Consider the following 22,779-nt stretch of genomic DNA (forward strand, 5'->3'; position numbering starts at 1 on the left):
CATGAATAAAAAACATACGGCTCCAGCAGATACTCTGTTATGGAGAACTGCTCATAAATTATTATATCCATTATTTGATAACTTTTTAGATATAAAAGTTCAAAAGAAAAAAGAAATTCCTGAACCACCTTTCATATTGATAGCAAATCACACCCATTTTTTAGATGGTTTTTTTCTTAGTTATGCCATAAATAAACCTATTTCATGGGTGGTAGCAAAAGGTAATTTTGAAAATAAACTTCTCTCCTTAGCTCTAAAGGGAATTGGTTCAATACCTAAACAGAAAAACAAACCTGATATTGTATCCATAAGAAATATTTACAGAACATTTCAAAAAAATGGAATTGTTGGTATGTTTCCTGAAGGATCAGTTGCTTGGGATGGGTCTTTTGGGAAAGTTCCAAAAGGAACAGATAAATTCATAGATAGAATGAAAGTTCCTGTGGTAGCCGCACAGGTTTACCGCGGTTATCTTTCAAAACCAAGGTGGGCTGAAAAATCAAGAAGGGGAACTATAGAAATAAAGCTTGATGTGTTCGAAGGGAAAGAAGCTTTAGATTTTATAAATGTTTCTGAATGGGATTGGCAGAAAGAAAAGATGAAAACATACAAAGGCAAAAATAAGACAAAAGGTTTAAAAAGGCTCATGTGGTACTGCCCTGAATGTAAAAGCTTTCACTCATTCAAATATTTAAAAAAATCTATGAAATGTCAAAAATGTGGTTTTGAAGTTTTTGTTGATGAATATGGTTTTATAAACAAAAAAACAGCAAAAGACATTCTTGACGAACAAAAAAAGATAATGAAAATAGATTATGACAGAAATAAAAAGTACTATTTTGGGAAATCAGAACTTGTCCGTTTTACTGAAAATGAGAAAACAAAGTACAAAGGCGTCTTACAGCTACATAAAGGTATTCTTAGTATTGATAATTTTGAAATCAAGTTGAAAGATATAAAAAATGATTCAACATTTTTAAAAAAAATAAATGAGTTTTTTTATGAGGGGGATTTATATAGGTTGAAAACCGAAAATTCCTCTCTATTTTTGAAAAATTTAACTCATTTACTCAAGGAGGAGTAAGATGTTTTGGGATATGATAGATGATTTTGTTTATATTACTTTATTTTTTGCAATTGCCATTCTCTTAAAAAAATATATTCCTGGATTGAAGAGGTTTATAATTCCAAATTCTATTCTTGCGGGTTTTGTTGGGCTGATATTGGGGCCTAACGTATTAGGGCTAATCCCATTAGATGCTGATGGTTTGGGAACTATTATTTATCACCTTATGGCAATTGGGTTCATAGCTTTATCTTTGAGAAGTGTAAAAAAATCAAAAAATGTAAATGCATTAAATGCAGGAATTATAATAGTGTCCACATATCTATTCCAAGGTGTTTTAGGCTTGGCGATGTCTTTTGGTTTTAATATTTTTGATAAACAGATTTTTCCTGGAATGGGACTTTTATTTCCACTTGGATTTGGACAAGGACCTGGACAAGCTTTTTCCATTGGTACTCAATGGGAGAAATTAGGACTATTAAATGGCGGTGGAGCAGGTCTTGCTATAGCTGCATCAGGATTTGCTTGGGCAACCATTGGAGGTATTATCATATTAAATATCTTGATTGTTAATAAAAAGAAAAAGCACGAGCAAATTCAAGTTGTTCCAAAAAAAGAAATGATGGTTAAAGATTATGAGTTTTCTGATATGGATGGGTTGACCATCCAATTTGTTATTATATCGGAGTAATCTATTTTGTGGTATTTCTTATAATTCAAGGGTTAAAATTATTACTTTCTGATATGGGAGATTTGGGAGCTACGTTGGCTACAACTTTAGAAGGATTTCACTTTGTTATTGGCGCTTTAGTGGCTTTATTATTCAGAAAAGTTTATGACAAACTATTTGATTTAGGTATTGCCGAAGAAAACTATCTTAACGATTTTTTATTACATAGAGTTTCAGGCTTGGTTTTTGATTTCATGGTTGCAGCATCCATAGCAGCTGTAATGTTTTCTGAGATTAGTGGAATTGTTTTCTATATCGTTTTAACTTCTTTAATAATTGGTATGGGGACTTATGGTTTCATATACTTTATTGTTAAAAAGACTATCAAATCACATGAAATTGAAAATAGAATAGGTTTTTTTGGAATGTTGACAGGTACAATTTCTACAGGCATGTCTTTGCTTAGAGAAGTAGACCCAACTTTAAAATCTGGTACTGCAGAAAATCTGATTTATGGATCAGGTATGTCTCTATTTTTGGGAGCCCCATTGCTTGCCATTTTGACGTTTCCTGCTTTAGCTTTGAAATCAGGGGATTCTATGCTCAATGTTTATGCTTTATTTAGTTTATTCGGATATGGGATTTTTTTATGGGTTTTATGGTTAGTAAACAACAGAAAAAGAAATAAATAATGTTTAAAAGGAGTGATATAAATGTATGAAAGCATAAAAGATAAACCTACAATTATAGTAAATGGTTTGTCAAATAAACAGTTATTGGAAGTAATGAAGAAAGTTAAAGAAATTGAAGGCTTACCAGAGATCGTTTTTGCATCTGTAACTCCAACAAGTTGTCAATGGACTGTTACCGATTTGATCAATGAACTTAATGCAGAACATGAAGAAATGAAAAAAGTAAATAAAAACTTAAAAGAAGGGGTTTATAAGAATCAAAAAGAAAAAGATAAAAAATGAAATATCATAATAAATATTAAATTAATATATCAAGCGTTATATTAATTATTGAATTTATTTGTTACTACTGATATAATTTTTATATATTATATAGTTTATTATCCTGGAGGTGGGCTTTTTGAAATTTTCTCAAAAGTTTATTTTTGTAGTACTTTTGTTCTCGATAGTACCTTTGCTGATATTTTGGTATTTCAGTTATAGCACTGCTGAAGAAGCCATAACAGATTTAACAATAAATCAACAAGAATTGGTTACACAAAATCTGGCTTCTAATGTTGAGTCTTACTACTTGGATTACTCAAAATCATTAGAAAGTATTGGAAAAATAGATTTTATAAATTCTTTTGTAAAATCTTTGTCAGGATATTTTAATTCAGCAGAAAATCCAACAGAACTATTCAAATATTCTTACAACGACTTAAATCCAGAGGAAAACTATGAGGATTTAAACAAACTCTCGAGAGATGATTATCAGACGCTTAATGATAAATTTGGTGATGAGTCTTACAAAGTAGAAGATTACGATCTTTTCCATTCAAGATACCATTCTTCTATGAGAGATTTTAAAGATGTTGAAAACTTGGAAGATATATACCTAATAGATAAAAATGGGTATGTTGTTTATTCGGTTAACAAGGCTGAAGATTATGGAATAAATGTAACTCAATCAAATAACCAACTATCTGAAATGTTTAATTTATTAAAACAGCAAAATTCAGAAAATCTAATGCCTCAGTTAATTGATTTTTCATATTATGCTCCAAAAAACAAGTATTTAGCTTTTTATGGAATGGTTTTATATAACTACGCAGTTGATGGCTATTTAGTTGTTTCTAAAGACGTCAGTACCTTGCAGTCTTTAGTTAGATTAGGAAGCGATTCAGAAGACAAGCTATTTTTAACAAAATTAGATGGAACTTTACTTAATAATGTGGGAGATAAAACAGCTTTCGAATCAAAGAAAGACGTTTCTTTTGTAAGTGGAGATAACGGCACACTTGATTATGAATCAGATGGTGAAATGGTTCTTGGAGCATATCAGAGGATTTCTCTTAACAAGGGCTATGATAAACTTGTTATAATGGAAAAATCTGAAGAAGTTGCTTATGCATCAATAAATAATTTGAATAGAATAAATATAATTTTAATTCTTATAGTTATTATTTCAGTATTCGTATCTATTACTTTATTTGCAAGATACTTGTTGAGACCAATAAAAGATATTCAAACAAATGTAGAATATATATCCAACGATGATCTATCTCATGAATTAAAAACAGATAGAAAAGATGAATTTGGTTTGATAAGTAGGCTTTTTGAAAACATAAGAAAAACTATTAGAGAGATTATTGAGAAAATAAGAAATGAATCTTCAACTATAAATAGAGGTGCAGATAGAATAGAAGAAAGTGCTGTTAAAAATGTTGAAGAAATTGAAGGAATAAGAAATTCTATCGAATCAATTCAAAGAAATACTGAATCAGTTGCGGCCTCCGTAGAAGAAACAACAGCATCAATTGAAGATGTTTCAGCTGGAGCTAAGAGTATATCTCAATCTGCAAATGAATTATCCGAAAGAACATCCAACATAGTTGAAAAAATTGATGGTTCTAAAAAAGAAATTAATTCAATGATGGAATCTGTTGATAAAATAGAAACTCTTATGAGCACAAATAACAGAAGTATACAACAGCTATCTGGTCAAACTGATTCAATAAGAGATATTACGGAATCAATACATGATATTGCCGAACAAACAAATTTACTCGCACTAAATGCTGCAATAGAAGCAGCAAGAGCTGGAGAAGCAGGAAAAGGTTTTGCGGTTGTTGCCGATGAAATAAGAAAATTGGCTGAAGAAAGTTCCGTTGCTGCAGGGAAAATTGAAAATAATATAGATGTGTTGGTAAACAATTCTTCAAAAGTTGCAGATGAGAGTAATAAGGTTACAAATAATGTGAAAGAGATGACAGATAGTATAAAAAATGTTGCGAAAAGTCTGGAGGATGTAATTACTTCTGTTGAAGAGATATCAACCATGATAGAAAACACTACAGCAAGCTCTCAAGAACAAGGAGCCTCAATTGAACAAATTAATGATTCAATAAATATGATAAACAAATCTGTTCAAGCAATTGTTGGCGAGGTAAACGATATTTCAGAAAAAGTTGAAAATCAATATGGTTCAATGAAAGAATTGCAAAAACTTTCAGCAGATCTAAATAACTCAATAGACGTTTTAGAAAATTATTCTAAGAAATTCAAATTCTAAGGAAATAGTTAACATTAGTAAATTATATAGTTACCCATTTCAATAAAAAGGTAACGTAGAATAGTTGAAGGTTAACACAATTTATTGTATTATATAAACAGAGATAGATCCCCCTATCCCCCCTGAAATAAACCAGAACATTATTTACCGGATCCCGCGATTAGGATCCGGTTTTTTTTATGGAGGTGTAATAGAATGACTATTCCACAATTTCTTTTCAATACAGGAGTTCTATATAAAGTTCAAAAACCAGGTAGATATCTTGGAGATGAATACAATCAAATAAATAAAAAAGGTAAACACACAATATCTCTTTGTTTCCCAGATTTATATGAAATAGGAATGTCTCATACAGGGTTTCAAATATTATATGATTATTTCAATAAATCAAATGACAGAGTTTCATGTGAAAGAGTTTTCCTTCCGTGGAAAGATATGATATATGAAATGGAGAAATCAGATATTGAACTATTTACTTTAGAAAGTTTTAAATCTGTAAAAGAAACTGATGTACTGGCTTTTACACTTCAATACGAACTGAGTTACACGAATATGCTTAAAGTTATAGAACTGTCAAAAATCCCTATTTATTCTAAAGAAAGAAAAAATGAGCACCCCATTGTAATTGCAGGGGGCCCCTGTACCACTAATCCTGAACCAGTAGCTGATTTTATCGATGTGTTTTTCATTGGCGATGGTGAAACAGTAATTGATGATATCACTTCTATAGTAGCAAAAGATATTTCCAGAGAAGAAAAGATAAAAGCTTTTTCAGAAATAGAAGGTTTTTATGTGCCTAAATATTATGAAACTTTCGAAAGCAAAAGAGGGTTAACCATACCTAAAATAGATGAAAATAGCAAAAGAGTAAAAGCTAAAAAAGTGGTAGATTTAAACGATTATGATTTTCCAACTGAACAAATAGTTCCTAATATTGAAGTAATTCATCACAGGGCAAACATTGAAGTAATGAGAGGGTGTAATAGAGGCTGTAGATTTTGCCATGCTGGTATGTTTTATAGACCAGTTAGAGAAAGAGATTCAAAATATATTTCAAGCAAAACAAAAGAAATAATTGAAAATACTGGATTTAATGAAATTTCTCTTTTATCTTTAAGTACTTTAGATTTTTCTGATCTAAACAATGTTTTGGATAGTATTCAAGATTATCTAAAAGATAATAGAATAAGTATATCCCTTCCTTCATCAAGAGTAGATAAATTTGGATTAGAGATTAGTCAAAAAGTCCAAAGCGGAAGAAAATCTGGGCTAACATTTGCTCCTGAAGCAGGAAGTCAAAAATTGAGAGACGCCATAAATAAAGGGATTTCCGAAGAAGATATAGATGAAGTTATGAAAATAGCAGTTGAAAATGGTTGGAGAAAGGTTAAACTATACTTTATGATAGGGCTCCCCAATGAAACTGATGAAGACGTAGAAGCTATAGTAGAATTAGCCAGAAAGATAAAAAAAGAATACAAAATTAAATCATTAAATGTAAATGTATCTATATTTGTTCCAAAAACTCATACCCCGTTTGAATATGCGGAATTTTTGGATATGGAAACTATAAAAAGAAGGATGAAGATTTTATACCAGATGAAAAATTATAAGATCAAATTGAGCATACATGATCCTTATGAAAGTTATATTGAAGTCATTTTGGCAAGAGGAGATAGAAAATTATCAGAGCTTATAAAATATATAACTTTTGAAGAAAATGGAATTTTCCAACAAAATGACAGAAATTTTAACTTCAATTCTTGGGGAAGAGGATTGCAAAAACTACATATCGATGCAAGAAAATATACAAATGAATTTGAGATATCAGAAGAAATGCCCTGGAAAGTCATTGATACATTAATCGAAGATAAATTCTTGCGAGATGAATGGGTAAAATCAAAGGAAAATTCTTTAACTCCAGATTGTAGATGGGGTAAATGTTCTATTTGTGGTGTGTGTATAAATAAAGAGTACAAATTAAAACTCAACAAATAAAAAAGTCCAGCCTTAGGCTGGACTTTTATATATATAATCATTTATTGTTTTCATCTACGATTTTTTTAGTATCTCTTGCGATCATGAGCTCTTCATTAGTTGGAATTATCATAACGGTGACTTTTGAATCTTTTGTAGAAATTATCCCCTCGCTACCGTTCAGTTCCTCATTTTTAAAATCATCGATTTCTACTCCAAAAACAGTTAAATATTCACAAACTCTCTTTCTAATTTCTGCTGTGTTTTCTGCTACTCCAGCAGTAAAAATCAATACATCTATTCCCTTCATAGCTGTAGCATATGAGCCTATATATTTAGCCATTCTATAAATATAAACATCTAAAGCCATAGCAGCCAATTTATTTCCTTCATCTCGAGCTTTTCTTATATCTCTCATATCTGAACTAACATAATCAGAAAGGCCGTAAACTCCACTTTTTTTGTTGAGCATTTCATCTACATCATGTTCAGAATACCCATGTCTCATCAAAAACAATGGTATTGCGGGATCAATATCTCCGCTTCTTGTTCCCATTACCAAACCTTCCAAAGGGGTTAATCCCATTGAAGTATCAATAACTTTAGCATGATCAATGGCGGCAATTGAAGCGCCGTTACCAATGTGAGCAGAAACAATTTTTAAGTCTCTTTTTTTCTTATTCAACAATTCCCCAGCTCTTTTACAAACGTATCTATGAGATGTACCGTGGAACCCGTATCTTCTTATTTTATATTTTTTGTACATTTCGTAAGGAATTGGGTACATAAATGCCCTTTCTGGCATTGTTTGATGGAATGCCGTATCAAAAACTGCAACTTGGGGAACTCCAGGCAATAACTTTTCTGCTGCTTTGATACCTGTGATATTAGCAGGATTATGCAAAGGTGCAAGATTTGAATTATCTTCCAGTGCTTTTATAACCTCATTATTTATCATAACTGAAGAGGCAAAATCTTCTCCGCCGTGAACAACTCTGTGGCCAACTGCTTGTATTTCTTTTATGCTTTTTAAGCATCCGTGATTTTCATCTGTTATTAAATCGATTACTACTTTCAACGCATCTTCATGATCTTTTACTTCTACATTTTTTTCGATTTCTTTTTCGCCACATTTTTGTTCAACTTTTGAATCTTCTAATCCAATTTTTTCTACAATACCTTTGCAAAGGAGTGTTTCATCCTCCATTCCCAAAATTTGATACTTTAGAGAAGAAGAACCACTGTTAATAACAAGTACTCTCATTTGACAACCTCCTAAAAATGTACAGTCCCCCTAAAAATAGGGGGACTGTAGGTTTTATTTAATACAAAATTATATTTTGTTTGCAGAACCAAGGATGTCAATTCTTTCCATTACCACTTTTTTAACATAGTCCATAGCTTTTCTTTGATATTTTCTTGGGTCAAACTGTTTAGCGTCATGGGCTAAGAATTCTCTCAATCCAGCAACATAAGCTATTCTTAAATCGGTATCTGTGTTAACTTTATTGATACCGTATTCAACAGTTTGTTTCAATACATCAGCAGGAACACCTTTAGAACCACCAAAATCTGCTCCGTATTCTTCAGCTATCTTAACGTATTCTTGAACTACGCTTGAAGCACCATGAAGAACAAGTGGTTTTCCAGTGACTTCTTTAACTTTTTTCAATCTGTCATAATCCAATTTTGCTTCACCTTTGAATTTGAATGCACCATGAGAGGTTCCGATTGCAGGAGCAAAAAAGTCGACCTCTGTAGTTTCACAGAATTCTTTTGCTTCGTCTACATTTACAAGAACATTTTCAGCAGCTTCTACGTTATCTTCAATTCCTGACAACTGCCCAAGTTCTGCTTCAACAGATACTCCAGCTGCGTGAGCAATTCTAACGATATCTTTTGTAATTCTCATGTTTTCTTCAAATACTTCGTGGGAAGCATCGATCATAACTGATGAATAACCTGCTTTGATTGCAGCCATAATGATATCAAAATTATTACCATGGTCTAAATGTAAAGCGATAGGAATATCAACTGTGTTAGCCATATCCTTGATCATGTTTACAAAAAACCTAGCCCCTCTGTAAGGGTCATTCATACCAGCGTATTTAATTGCACCTTCACTTGTTTCAATAATAAGTGGAGATTTCTTTTCAAGAGCACCTTCTAAGATTGCATGGAAAAACTCCATATTGTTAATGTTAAAAGCAGCAACACCATAATAACCTTCACTTGCTTTATCAAGAATATCTTTTGTATCGACATAAGCCATTTTTGATACACCCTCCCTTTTTATACGTGTAAAAATTTATGAGTTTAATTATTAATATTTCTTCCAATGTAATTATATCATTAAAACACTTAAATTTCTACAATACAATGTAAAAGAAAATCTTTATATGGTAATCAGGAATTTCGAATAAGAATATAGAAGAATTAATTGTGTTTAATAAAATTAATATATCAGTCGATTAATTAATAAAGAAAAATAAAAATTTTGGAGGGGTAATATGAAAAAAATAATTATTTTCTCAGCATTGATCATTTCAATAATTTTAGTCTTTAATAGCTGCACTACAGGGTTTAACAATGATTCTATAACTCTTAGTTTATCACTCACAAACGATGATTCAAAGTCTTATGTGACAGATATCCCTTTAGAATTCATATTGAAAATTAATTTACCACTCGCTAATAATTCTTTAAGCGGTTTTTATTTAGAAGTTTCATCTGATAATGGAGTTGTTAATAATGAAAGATATACAACTACAAGTTATAACCTTGGGGAGACTGCTGTTGCAACAGAAATAAATGCACAGGTTATAGACAGCAAAACAGTAAAGATTACTTATACCCCTGAATTTTCAGGTAAATATATATTTACAGGATATTACCAGTTGGCTAATAACCCAGAGATCTCTTCGAATTCTTATGAAAAAGATATTATTGGGGTAAACAACAAAATAGGCGATATTGAATTATTAACTCCAGAAAACAGTAAAAAAAGAGTTCTAGAAAATGAAACGGAATTTACTTGGGTAATTGGTGTAAATGAAAATCCGAAAATTAATTTAGATTTAGATTTAGAAGATTCAGTTACTGGAGATATCAGAATTGAAAAAGAAAATGGTGAACAAAAGAGAATTAATGAAGTGTCTGATCATCAATATACTTTAGATAGTTTTGAATCTGCGGGTTTTTATAGATTGAAAGTGAAATTATTTGATAGTAATAGTGAATATTCCAATATAGTGTATGATACAGAAGATGTTATTTTCATAGTTTCTGATGATCAAAACAAACCTGAAATAGAATTTGTTAGAAATGATAAAAATGAGATAATTGAAGAAAACAACATTACTGTAGAGACTTTATCTGATTTATACAATGTCACTTTTAATATTCTTGATGAAGAAGATTTTGGCAATTCAGGTATCTATTCAATCAAAGCAACTGTAGCCTCTGGAGACAGCACAGAAGTCGTATTTAAAAATGAGATTTATCCATATGGGACCTTCAATGATACAATCAGTTTAAATTTGGATACTGATATACAAAATCATAATATAAAAATTATCGTTGAAGATTATGTAGGCGAAAGAACAATTGAGAATTATTCAATAAATATTAAAAAAATAAGTTCTGAAACAAATTTAGAACCCCGATATTTAGATAATGAAATTTTAGAATATGACTATTCTAACAAAGTTTATAATTATGAAGGTGGGCAAGACAATTTAGTAAACCTTGTTTCTGAAATAATTACTAATAAAGAAATAAATGAAAATCATAAATATTTTTTCAAAATAACCGATAGATATGGTGAATTGATAGGTAGAAAAGATAGAGATGGAAATATTGTAGAGACTTTTGAAGCAACTAGACTTAGCCAAAATAGTTATACTTTTTCTGGATATCAATTGAGTGAGGGGTATAATTTGCTAAACTTACAGGCTAGTATTTATTCACCTGAAACAGGAGAAATATTTGCAAGGAATCAAGATAGTATTAATGTATTTGTAGAAGATATCACTCCTCCAAAGATTTATAATGCAATAATAAAAGTTGAGGGACAGCAGTTTGAAATTGATCCACCAAACATTGGAAATGTCAATTATATAGAAAATAAAGTGTGGAGGTTCGAGATAACAATTCAAGACACATCAGATATTGTTGTAAATACCGATGAATTGATAGCTGAAATCATAGATCCTAATGGCAACAATATATTAGACAATCCCCTTAGTTATACTTTGGAAGGTAATAAATTAATAATAACTCAGCCAAATACTTTTAGTAATACTTTGGTTAAAGGTATGTATGAGATTAAAATTTCTAGAGAATCTTATGATGGCACAGTGCAAATAGAAGATGAATATGATAATTCTATAGATGTTAGACAAAATTATATAATTAAATTTGAGGTGAACTGATATGAAAAAAATATCTTTGTATATACTTCTCCTCACATTATTTATGTTAGTTTTTAATAGTTGCATGCTTTTTGAAGATGATGTAAGTCCTGTATTCCTAGAAAATCCGCAATTGGTTGATGAAACAAGTTCTACCTTTTCAAAAGGATTAGGTTCTCAAGCAACTATTAAAATAAATGTTGAAGATAATAATGGTATAGATGAAATCGCATTGTTTAAGAGCAAAGAAAGTTCGCCGTTTCTAAAACTTTTGGAAAAATCCAATAGAAGTAAAATAAATGATGTTTTTTCATTTAATCTTCCTCCTTCAGATAATATATACAATATTTTTGTTAGAGTTATTGACACTAATGGAAATGCAGTGATGAAAGAAGTAACATTATCAAATAAAAATGTACCTGCATCTTTTAACACTAAAGATGATGTAAAACCATCTTTAATACAAGATCCTTATATTGAAAAATCAGAGTTAAAAAATAATAATGATTACATAATTTTCAGACTGGAAGACCAAGGTTTTGGCTTCCAGTCTGTTAAAGTATCTATTGCTGATCAAATAATAGACTTAAAAATTTCAGATCAAAAGAATTCAAACTCTTTTGTTATCGAAGAAAAAAATTATTGGAGAGAATCGGGTGTAGCTTATATTGAGAATAGATTTCCTCCTGGTGATTATAATATGAGAATAACTGCTACAGATAAGAAAAATAACCAATTTTCAGATGTAAAAAAATTGGAAGTTAGTCCTGATTATGATTTATTTGATGTTTTAGAAGTAGATTTAAATTATAAAAAGAATGTTTTACCAAACGAAGTTTATACATTAACAGTAATTGCAACTAGTATGAATTATGTTAAAGAAATATTAGTCGATGATAGGGAAATTTATCCAAAAGATGGCTTAACAAAAACACATGTAATAGCTAGAGAAAATAAAAAAGCACCGGGAAGTGTTCAAGATTTGCCTATTACTCATAATATAGAAGTTTCTACTTTTTTAACAAATAGTACTACTAATTATACTGCTGAAATTTTTGTTAAAGAAGACCAGATGCCAGAATATGAGTATTTCAATGTTTATAAAATAGATGGAGAAAATTTGATTCCATATGATGAAGCTGAAATATATGAAAACGATAAAATATTAGTTGATTTTAAAGTTTATGATGATATAGCACTTGAAAAAGTTTTTCTTAGATATGGTGAAAATAAATCAAAAGAATACAACACTTTCCAAAAAGAAATTTCGTCTAATAATTACAATGAGTTTTATAAAGGTGAAGAAACGATTATTGTTGATTATAATAACTTTCCTATTGAGCTTGAAGTTATTGATAAAAGTGGAAATAAATTGGACTATAACAGTGATAACAACTTGAAAAAAGAGATATCAATAAAAGATGAATCATTGCCAGTAATTGATGAGGTTAATATTATTGATGGCAATAGAAAAATAACAGGAAGTAAAACATTTAAAGTTGCAAAGAACAATGAAGTGTTTTTTAACGTCAGTATAAAAAGAAAACAAGCTTTGATAAGTTCTGTAAATATATATATAAAAGATAGTTCAGGGAATGTGACTTCAACATTAAATACTGAACCATCAAGTAATCCTTTTGTTTTTAATACAATCAACGGTTATCCAGTTCCAGATACGAATTCCATTTTTTTCGATATAGAAGTGGAAGATGTTGAAGGTAATAATGTATTAAAAGAAAATTATGAACTTATGATTTTTGATAATGAAGAGGATATATATGTTCCAAAAATTACTACAAATGATTTTAGCAAAATTATTGTTCCTGGAAACGAAATAGGTCCATTCAGTGCAAGTTTTACAGATGATGAATCTCTTAAAAATATTTATATACAAATTAAGAAAAAGAATATAGATGGAAGTACTTCTAGTATATTAAACGAAGAAGGAAATATTGATCCAGGCACTATTGTTAGTGATGGATCTGATGAAAATCCATTGAGATTAAAAAGAGCTTCTTTGTCCCTAAATAATTGGATTCCAAAAGAAGATGGTGAGTATATTGTCGAATTCTATGCAAAAAATATACAGAATTATAATACGAAATTACAAGTTGATTTAGAAGTCAGGGATATTTCTGTAGAATTAATAAATCCACCAGACCAAAATGCTTATTTGTATGGTGGTAACATCGATATTCAAGTTAACACAATACAGAATTCTAATAACAAACTCATAATTGTTTACGATAGTAATAATAACGGTTTATACGAAGAAACAGAAATAACTTACACAGAAAATTATGAAGAAATACCACCTGATGGGATTATTGAAGACAGACTAATCACAGCTAATTACAGTATATTCCCAAATGTTGGTAATTACAAAATTATGATAGAAAGAGAATATGCAGGTTTTGAAACAAGCGATCAAGTTTTTATAACTCTGGAAGATTTTGATGATTTTGAATTTTCAAGGAACGGAGTTATTTTCACAAGTGATGTTGGCATCAACAATTCTGTTGATAGTGGTGAATATAAACCAGATAATGACAGATATTATATTCCAATTACTTATGATGGACAAAATCAATCTCAAATAGATTTACAATTAACTATTAAAGGATATAGCTTGATCGACACTGTAAGTGTTAATGTAAACGGTAATAGCTATCAAATGAATCATATATCTACTAACACTCCAGATAATTTTGAAAAGAGAGAATTTGTATATGAAACATCTATTGATAAAGAAGATATAGATATTGAAAATAACAATATAATAATTACAATGGAGAGTTATTTTAGTGACGATTTCAATAATGAAACACAAACAAGTTTAAACCTTATAGCTATAGGTTTGAACAAACCTCGTGTTAAAAATTTTAATTTCAATATTTCTGATAATACATCGGAATTCATTTTAAATGAAGAAAATTACGAATCACCAGAAGATGAAATAATTTTCGAACAGGGGACTACTTATCAATTGGTTTTATCTAATATTTTATTTGAAGATGATTATAAATTATCTGAAGTGCATTATTATTGGAGAAACAAATCAAACAATCAAATAATTCCAATTAATGATTTTAATTTTAGTGGAAGTCCTTTAGTAAGCACTTCTCCTACTGATTTTGGAGGTTCAAGTTTTGATTTTAATGCCCCAGTAGAACAAGGAACTTATGAATTTGTTATGGAGTTGAGAAATGGTAATTATGAAGTAATTGATAATTCATCTTTATCAAGTTATATGGATACAATTAAAGAATATAACAATACGAAAATAATAATAGATTCTCAAGTACTTCAATTCCTTGATATGATAGCTAATATAGTTCATACAAAGGATAATATAAATAATGAAGGCATTGGAGTAATACCATCATCAACTTATGACATAGATTTGATAATACAAAATTCAGAATTTTTGAATGAAAAATCATTCAATGCTTACATAGATCAATTGGGTAAAACTTATAATTTATCTATAAACAGTGTTATAAATGCTGGTAAGAACGATACTCAAAAGAATTATACAGTTCAAGTTAATATTCCTACAAATGTTTTAGATGGCTATGCCGACTTGAGGGTTACTTTTGAAAATACCAAGGGAGAAACTTTCGAGACAACTGATAAAGTAATACTTGATAAAAAAACTGCATATGCTTTACCTAAACCTTATTATGAAAACGAAACAAATTCGATTTACTTATATTTGAACAAAGAACTAATAGAAAATGATATAAAAAATATATATTTCGAAGTAGAAGGGTACGGAGTAATTGGTAAGGATTATCTTGACAAGGAAGTAACCTCAAGTGAAATAATATATAGTTACAGATTAGATGAATTTTATCCTGGAATTACTTACAATATTAGGGCGCTAATAAGAGATATGAACTCAAATATATTTATTGGCGATAAACAAGAGATATCTGTTCAAACAAATAAGACGGTGATTAAAGGGTTAAACAATCTTGGAGTATATAAAGATATTTTGGCTATTGATGATTCAGACGAAATCATTGTCTATGATAATAATGAATTTGACTATATTAAATTAGAATCTAATGATGGTAATATGATTTTTGGAGCTTTAAATGAAAAAGAGTATGTAACAGATGTGAGCACTATAAGCTCTTCAAATGATTTAACTTTGACAGTTAGGGATACTATTGGTAATAAATCTATATTCAACTTTGATTTTTATAAGTATTCTGACAGTATAAATCCAAATTTAGTTTATGATGATATGCTGATTTATTCAAACAAAAATACTGGTATTTATCCATTAGAAGTATTTTTCGATACTGGAAATAAGTTGAGATCAGTTTCTGTCTATTCAAATAAATTCACAAATATTTTAGAACCCATATATATGAATAGAACTGCAGAAGATAATACATATGATTTGATACTACCAAAATTAGAAGAGGGATTGTCTGAAAAAGTTACTTTGACTGCTTCTATGATAGATATATCTGGTTATACTGAAGAGATTAATATTGATATAGAAGTAGACACAAAAGCACCAAGTTTTACATCATTTAGTCTTTCTGGAGCTGCAACACAAGTAGACAACAATTACGAAGTGTCTTATTCCAATGTAGATGGATTAGAATTAAGCTGGGAAATAAATGAGGATAACATATCAGATTCTTTAGGTGAAGTATTCGTTGTAGTGAATAATAATTATTATGAAATAACAAGCAGTAAAAAAGACAATACTTACTCTTTTGATGATGTTGACTTGTTTGTAGATAACGAATACGAAGTCTATGTTTACAGCAAAGATTCTGTTGGTAACTTCAATACCAGTGAAAAAATCATAATAAAAGTAGTCGAATAGGAGGTGGAGTTATGAAAAAAACAGTATATTTAATATTAATAACATTAATATCTCTAGCATTAACAAGCTGTATGATGTTTAACGATACTCAACCTCCTGAATTCTACGAAAAACCTACAATAGAAGGAAGCACTAGGGGGACTACTTTTTCTGATGCTGGGGATGAAATAATTATAAATTTTAAAGTTAGAGATAATCAAGCGATCAATTATATTCAACTTTATAAAAGTACTGATTTATCAAAGCCAATCCAAACAATATTAAACAATTTTCAAAAAAATAAATTTGAAGCAAATGGATTAAGAGTTAATCTGCCGTATGATATTCAAAAATATAAATTGTACCTTGTGGCTGCTGATATCGAAGGTAATAAAGTAACTCAACAAATCGGTGAAAATCATTATTTTGATGTAAAAGATAGTAATTCTCCAATTTTAGAAGAGAGATTTGAAGTTGAAAAAATAACCGATGAACTATATAAGATGAAATTCTTCTTTGAAGAAATTGGAAGTGGAATTGAAAACTTTACGGTTAATTATAAAAATAAAAATGTTATAACTAAAAAGTATAATTCGGCTGATGATTTTGAGGACATTACAGATAATTATTATGTTATAGAAGAAAGTAACAGTTGGAAACAATCTGGGTATTTAGTGTTTTTTTCTAATCTTTCTATCGGTAATAATAATTTTAATGTGTTTGCGAAAGATAAATATGGGAATACATCAGACAGCTATTTATTTACTGAAACAATTGAATCTGAAAACCCAGATTCTCAAATAACATTAGATATTAATTATCAAGAATTTTATATTATGGATGAAAGAACTAATGAAACGGAAGAAATTAATTTTAAAATATCAGCTTCTGATGAAGATTCATATATATCTAAGTTAGAAATTATAGAAAATGGGAGAAAGAAAGAAGTTCCCGTAAACCCAGCTGTACCTAGTTATAACTATGAGTACACCATTGGTAGAAAGTCCTCAATACAAAATATAAATCTAAAAGTCATAGCTTATAACACTAGCGATAATCAGGTGGAAAAAGATTTCACAATATCAGTTATTGAAGAAAAGAAACCGAATATTAGTTTAATTTTAGAAGAAATAGAAAAATCAGCTGGTTTTGTTCCTCCAAAAGATTTTATTATTGGAGACAATGTTTTCATAGAAAATGGAGATTCATTACATTTTTCATTAAAGGCGGAAGATCTTTTAGGATTAGATAACATAGTAATATATACAATAAAGGATTTTAATAAAGAGATAATTTACACTAGAGATTTTGTTGAAAATCCAAATCTTTATGAAGAAGATATTCAGATAACTTTTGATAGCAAAGGCGTGTATAAAATCTATGTATCTGCGGTAAATAAAAATGATTTATCAACAACTTATCAGTATGACAAAAACATAGTATACAGTGATGAGAATTATACAGTTGGAAATATAAAATTAAGAGCAAATTTTTATTATAACGGAAACGAAATCGATCAAGATATATTCTATAAATCTGTAGGTGGAGAAAAAACATTCACCGTCTCTGATAAAACAAATATCGAAATTGCTTCTGAAATAATTTCTAAGTATCAAAATATAAAGGCAGTATATTATCAATTAGATGCAACGGAGTTGCCTGCAGAGAATTATGATAGTAATTCTCTGGAATGGAGAAGTATAGATTACTACGAAGTTGATATAAATGAATCAACAAAATACCAATTATCAATAAAAATAGTGGATACTTTTGGGAAAGAATATCTTTTGAGCGACAATTATTATGTTAAAGTTTTGAATACTCCTGAGGAAGCTTACGGATCAGAAATTAACATTTTTGCGGATAACTATAATCCTGGAACAGGTGACGAAATAAATATTAGTTACAGCATAGACGATGATTTTGGTGTAGATAATTATAAAGTAGAACTATATGAAATTACAGAAGATGCATCTATTTTAATAGATGGGAACCCTTATATAAATAAAAAATTAGACGAGAGAAAAACTTATGACAATTCAAAGAATTGGACCCCATATAGAACATCAATATATAAATTCAAATTAACAGTTGAGAATATTTTGGGCGTAGTTAAAGAATACGAAACCAAAGAAATTGTTGTATCGGAACTGTATATAAATATTATTGAACCTTTACAAACTCAAATTACAAAAAGAAGATCAGATAGTTTAGTACCTTTTAAAGTAGACACTTCTGGAGGAGCAACTCTAAATGTTTATGTTGAAAATTTAGAGGGTAATAAGTATCAGATTATGAATAGATATATAGAAAACAATGAAAATATATTTACACGATACGATTTCACTCTTAATCTTGGTATGGAGTATCCTGATTACTCTTCGGGGAATGGAATAGTATTTGATAAGCCAGGAGAATATAGATTATTCTTCCAAGCAAAATATTCTGACAAAATCAAAGAAATTCAAAAAACATTACTTATAAGAGATGATACAGATACTATACTCGAGTCGTTTGAAATAACACCTGATTTTACTGGTTCATCTACTCCTACTGATAGCGAATTTGCTAGTTTAGAAAAAGGTGTTTATGAAGAATATGAATTTTCAAATAACAAATACTATATACCAGTGGATTATGACGGAGCTAACAAAACTAGGGTAGATATAGAAATAAAATTAATTGATTACAATGTATTGGATGATGTAATAGTTGAGATCAATGGTAATTCATTTACATTTGAAGCACCAACAAACATAGAAAATATTACTAGTGGAGCAAATGAAGGTAAAAAGATATTTACTTATCAAATTGGTCTAGCGAAAGAAAACATTAACGTTGGAATAAATAACATTGTTTTTTGGGTTGAAAAAGAAATCTATGATGAACCAAAGAATATTCTTGAATTAGATTTGGTAGCTCTTGAGTGGGAATCTCCAAACATTAATGATTATGATTTTGACATATCAAATGTAAATATTTCCAAGGGACAAACTTCAAATAAATATTTTGTTTTAGGACAACATAGAGTTAATTTTAATGAGGTAGATTTTTCAGATAACTTTGGGATAGGAGCTTTTGATCTTAGACTTTTTGAAAGAGATGGAAATAATAATTTTATTGATCTAGATAAATCTCTTTATGGAGTTATGAGAATTAGAAATGACCAAACTCAAAGTAAGCAAACTAATGTTTCCGAATCTGATCTTGAAACAGTTTTTGGGAGTAATGGCTTGAATCTTTCTAATTTCTCGTTTAATGAAAGCATAGGTTATTATAGATTAGAAGCAACTTTATACGATGAAACATATGTAATCGCTATGGAATCTGAAAAAGATGCAGTTAAAAATTATATAGAAAAATATAACAAAAAAACAGCACCAATTTATATATATTTAACAGAAAATGTTAAGGCAAAAAAGATTACTTTGTTACCAGGAGATATTGATTATATTAGAGAAAAAACTTTTAATTATGATCTTGAAATTGAATTATCTGAGAGTTTAGATGTTGAAGAAGTAGTGGATATAGATTCAATTGATGCTAAATTGATTGGTCCAAAAGAAATCCATTTGGATACAACTGCTTCATATGCTGGTGAGAATGTTTATAAAATAAAATCAATCATAGCCCAGAGTGAATCAGTATATGATGGTTTATATTCACTAGTTATTAATTTTAAAACAAAGTATTCAGATAAATTAGAAGAAATAAAAAAATCTGTAATTATTAATTTAGACCAAAGTAGAAGTTTAGGGAGAATTCAGAGAAAATACATTAATGGAAAAGGAAATACCAGTTTTGAAATAGAAATCACAACTCTGTACCCAGAAAATTTAATATATGATGTGGAGAACTATTACTTTGAATATAATGGAATTATTAAACAAGGAGTTTTGAATCCGAACAAGAAAACCGCTTCAGTCGATTTTTATGATGTTCCTAATGGAACTTATGAATTACAATTTCATCTGATTGACAAAATGGGTGAAGAATTAATAAGTACTCCAATCGAATTTGTTGTTGAAGAAAATCCTCCAATAATAGAAAATATAATAACTGATACCAAAGATAGAAATAGAAATGTATTGGCTTTAAATACTGATGAGAAATTTACTGATAAAAACATAGCTATCAATGATGATGTGAACCTTTATAAATCTATATTTACTTCTAATAATGATTTTATATCTATAAACGATAGATCAAGAGAACACATTGTAAATATCGCTTCTATGTTGAGTAATGTAGGAGATACAAATTCTTATACAAATGGAGCAAGTTTTTCTTTAAACTTAGATATTACAGACATTAACTCTAATGATACATATGAAAACATTACAGTATATAGAGATATAACAGCGCCATCTACAGTTATAGATAATGGAATACCAAATCTAATTGTGGAAGATGATAAAAATATTGAATTGCTTGTGAATGATAATGTTGCTACAAAAATTGCTGAATTAAGCATTTTGAATACTACAATTTTGGAAAGAACCATGGACCAAGCCGGCAATGATTTCGACATTCATGATTTTGAATATGAAATACCAAATTTACCAGCAATAGAAGGGGAATTTACATTAGAAGTTTTTGCAGAAGACTTAGCAGGTAATTCAACAACAATGCAACTACCAGATAAAATTAGAATAGATAATCAAAAGCCTTCTATAGAAGATTTCAATGTTACTGACAATGCAAATTTAAATGGAGGAAAATATTATATTAATGATACTAACAAGCACTTATTAGAATGGCAAGTATCCGACTTTACCATAGATGACTCTCAAGGTAAATTAAGTTTTTATGTAAATGGAACTTCAACTTTTGAAGCAACAAATACTAATAGAAATTCTGGATTCCTTAACTTAAATAGCCTTGGGATTAATTCAGAGAATGAATATGAAATTTATATGATCGCTACAGATGAAGCAGGATTAACAGATGAATCCAATTCATATAAAATAGTATATGATAAGACTGTGCCTAATATAATTTCAGCTTCTGCTGATAGCACTCCTATAAGTGCTGGAAATTCTTATTCTCTTGGAGAAGAATTTGTAAATATAGAAGTTCAATTTGAGGATATAAATTTTGGAACCTATAATGTAACATATCAAGGTAATAATCAAAATGCTACAGTCGATTTTAATCAACAAACTGGTATTGGTATTTTGAGAATTCAAAATTTAGAAATATTTAATACTCCTTATAATTTAGTTATCGAAATACTAGATTATGCTGGAAATACTACTGGAACAGTAACTTACACACTAAAAAAATAAAAAATTTGTAAAATAAAAAAAGAGACGGATTTTAATCCGTCTCTTTCATTTATGAGTTTAATTATTTTAATTCGTTAAGATTATTTTCAACGATTTCTTTTGTATCTCTTGCGATCATTAATTCTTCATTAGTAGGAACAACCATTAATTTTACTTTGGAATCGTCAGTAGAAATAATTTTTTCTTTACCTTTAAAATCATTAACTTCTTTATCTATTTTAACTCCTAAATAGCCAAGATATCTTTCTGCAATTTCTTCTCTCATTATTGGAGAATTTTCTCCAACTCCTGCTGTAAATACAATTGCGTCTACACCATTCATTGCAGCTGCATAAGCACCAATATATTTAGCAATTCTATATTCATATATATCAAATGCCATTCTTGATACTTTTTCTCCTTCAATTGCATTATCTTCAATATCTCTCATATCAGAATATTTTTTTGTAACTCCTAACATTCCAGATTTTTTGTTTAGGATATTTAGCATTTCTTTTGGAGTTATATTTTCTTCTTTGCAGATAAATTCAATTATCGCTGGATCCAAATCTCCACTTCTTGTTCCCATTGCTAGTCCTTCTAAAGGAGTGAACCCCATTGAAGTATCAATTGATTTTCCATTTTTAACTGCAGCAACAGAAGCTCCATTTCCTATATGACAAGTGATTATTTTTAAATCTTCAGGTTTTTTGCCTAATACTTCTGCAGTTCTTTTTGCAACATATCTATGAGAAGTACCGTGGAAACCATATCTTCTTACTTTATATTTTTCATAATATTCATATGGAATAGCGTATAAATAAGATGTTTGTGGCATTGTTTGATGGAATGAAGTGTCGAATACACCAACTTGCTCTGCATTAGGTAATAATTCCATAGAAGCTTTTATTCCCATTACATTTGCAGGGTTGTGTAAAGGAGCTAAGAAAGACATCAATTCAATAGTATCTAATACTTCTTTGTTGATTCTAACAGAAGAAGCAAATCTTTCTCCACCATGAACAACTCTGTGACCTACAGCATCTATTTCTTCTAATGATTCTAGCACTCCGTGATCTGAAGAAACTAATAAATCTAAAACCATTTTTAGACCTTTTTCATGGTCTGGAATGTTGTCTTCAATTATATTTTTTTCTCCATTAACTTTGTGTACAATTCTAGAACCATCAATACCTATTCTTTCAACTAAACCTTTGGCTAAAACATTTTCATTATCCATGTTTAATAATTGGTATTTAATTGAAGAACTACCTGAGTTTATTACTAATACTTTCATTTCAAAACCTCCTTAA

At 29.3% G+C, this 22,779-nt stretch carries 12 protein-coding genes; 9 read left to right on the forward strand and 3 right to left on the reverse strand.

Going from position 1 to position 22,779, the window contains the following annotated elements; genetic code table 11:
- Position 1 precedes the first annotated feature (1 nt).
- The 6 genes from BLS00_RS00505 to BLS00_RS00525 all read left to right on the forward strand — a co-directional run bounded on the left by BLS00_RS00505 (position 2) and on the right by BLS00_RS00525 (position 6,980).
- Complete coding sequence (locus tag BLS00_RS00505; protein ID WP_091401823.1) at positions 2-1,084, forward strand: lysophospholipid acyltransferase family protein; 1,083 nt, start codon at positions 2-4, stop codon at positions 1,082-1,084.
- Position 1,085: 1 nt separating this feature from the next.
- A complete protein-coding gene (locus tag BLS00_RS10705) occupies positions 1,086-1,757 on the forward strand; it encodes a sodium/glutamate symporter family protein (RefSeq protein ID WP_218119780.1) in 672 nt (223 codons plus the stop codon).
- An 8-nt stretch (positions 1,758-1,765) separates the two neighbouring features.
- Complete coding sequence (locus BLS00_RS10710; protein WP_218119781.1) at positions 1,766-2,428, forward strand: hypothetical protein; 663 nt, start codon at positions 1,766-1,768, stop codon at positions 2,426-2,428.
- Between the two features lie 21 nt (positions 2,429-2,449).
- The gene (locus BLS00_RS00515) at positions 2,450-2,710 is read left to right on the forward strand and encodes a DUF3783 domain-containing protein (protein WP_091401826.1); all 261 of its coding nucleotides are present in this window, start codon (positions 2,450-2,452) and stop codon (positions 2,708-2,710) included.
- Between the two features lie 118 nt (positions 2,711-2,828).
- Positions 2,829-4,982 carry a methyl-accepting chemotaxis protein gene (locus BLS00_RS00520; protein WP_091401828.1) on the forward strand — a complete coding sequence of 718 codons (2,154 nt, stop codon included), beginning with the start codon at positions 2,829-2,831 and terminating at the stop codon, positions 4,980-4,982.
- A 195-nt stretch (positions 4,983-5,177) separates the two neighbouring features.
- The gene (locus BLS00_RS00525) at positions 5,178-6,980 is read left to right on the forward strand and encodes a TIGR03960 family B12-binding radical SAM protein (protein ID WP_091401830.1); all 1,803 of its coding nucleotides are present in this window, start codon (positions 5,178-5,180) and stop codon (positions 6,978-6,980) included.
- 37 nt (positions 6,981-7,017) lie between these two features.
- On the opposite strand, the gene BLS00_RS00530 is transcribed toward BLS00_RS00525, so the two are convergent.
- Together BLS00_RS00530 and fba are read right to left on the reverse strand one after the other, a co-directional pair.
- Positions 7,018-8,223, reverse strand: a complete 1,206-nt coding sequence (locus tag BLS00_RS00530; RefSeq protein ID WP_091401833.1) for an acetate kinase — start codon at positions 8,221-8,223, stop codon at positions 7,018-7,020.
- Positions 8,224-8,292: 69 nt separating this feature from the next.
- Complete coding sequence (gene fba, locus BLS00_RS00535; RefSeq protein ID WP_091401835.1) at positions 8,293-9,231, reverse strand: class II fructose-1,6-bisphosphate aldolase; 939 nt, start codon at positions 9,229-9,231, stop codon at positions 8,293-8,295.
- Between the two features lie 238 nt (positions 9,232-9,469).
- On the opposite strand from fba, the gene BLS00_RS00540 reads away from it, so the two are divergent.
- Genes BLS00_RS00540 through BLS00_RS00550 form a run of 3 tightly spaced genes read left to right on the forward strand, consistent with a single transcriptional unit; the run spans position 9,470 to position 21,487 of the window.
- The gene (locus BLS00_RS00540; RefSeq protein WP_091401837.1) at positions 9,470-11,392 is read left to right on the forward strand and encodes a hypothetical protein; all 1,923 of its coding nucleotides are present in this window, start codon (positions 9,470-9,472) and stop codon (positions 11,390-11,392) included.
- Between the two features lies 1 nt (position 11,393).
- Positions 11,394-16,220 carry a hypothetical protein gene (locus tag BLS00_RS00545; RefSeq protein ID WP_091401839.1) on the forward strand — a complete coding sequence of 1,609 codons (4,827 nt, stop codon included), beginning with the start codon at positions 11,394-11,396 and terminating at the stop codon, positions 16,218-16,220.
- A gap of 11 nt (positions 16,221-16,231) precedes the next feature.
- A complete protein-coding gene (locus tag BLS00_RS00550) occupies positions 16,232-21,487 on the forward strand; it encodes a hypothetical protein (RefSeq protein ID WP_091401841.1) in 5,256 nt (1,751 codons plus the stop codon).
- Positions 21,488-21,548: 61 nt separating this feature from the next.
- Here the strand turns inward: BLS00_RS00550 and ackA are convergent, their stop codons facing one another.
- Entirely contained in the window at positions 21,549-22,763 is a 1,215-nt protein-coding gene (gene ackA / locus BLS00_RS00555) for an acetate kinase (RefSeq protein ID WP_091401844.1), read from the reverse strand.
- Positions 22,764-22,779: the final 16 nt, after the last annotated feature.

This window comes from Geotoga petraea, from assembly GCF_900102615.1.
Classification (GTDB): Bacteria; Thermotogota; Thermotogae; order Petrotogales; family Petrotogaceae; genus Geotoga; species Geotoga petraea.

Bases quoted from the DNA above. Each gene is read 5' to 3' on its own strand.
- BLS00_RS00505 (WP_091401823.1), top strand. From the start codon at position 2: ATGAATAAAAAACATACGGCTCCAGCAGATACTCTGTTATGGAGAACT.
- BLS00_RS10705 (WP_218119780.1), top strand. From the start codon at position 1,086: ATGTTTTGGGATATGATAGATGATTTTGTTTATATTACTTTATTTTTT.
- BLS00_RS00515 (WP_091401826.1), top strand. From the start codon at position 2,450: ATGTATGAAAGCATAAAAGATAAACCTACAATTATAGTAAATGGTTTG.
- BLS00_RS00525 (WP_091401830.1), top strand. From the start codon at position 5,178: ATGACTATTCCACAATTTCTTTTCAATACAGGAGTTCTATATAAAGTT.
- BLS00_RS00530 (WP_091401833.1), bottom strand. From the start codon at position 8,223: ATGAGAGTACTTGTTATTAACAGTGGTTCTTCTTCTCTAAAGTATCAA.
- fba (WP_091401835.1), bottom strand. From the start codon at position 9,231: ATGGCTTATGTCGATACAAAAGATATTCTTGATAAAGCAAGTGAAGGT.
- BLS00_RS00540 (WP_091401837.1), top strand. From the start codon at position 9,470: ATGAAAAAAATAATTATTTTCTCAGCATTGATCATTTCAATAATTTTA.
- BLS00_RS00545 (WP_091401839.1), top strand. From the start codon at position 11,394: ATGAAAAAAATATCTTTGTATATACTTCTCCTCACATTATTTATGTTA.
- BLS00_RS00550 (WP_091401841.1), top strand. From the start codon at position 16,232: ATGAAAAAAACAGTATATTTAATATTAATAACATTAATATCTCTAGCA.
- ackA (WP_091401844.1), bottom strand. From the start codon at position 22,763: ATGAAAGTATTAGTAATAAACTCAGGTAGTTCTTCAATTAAATACCAA.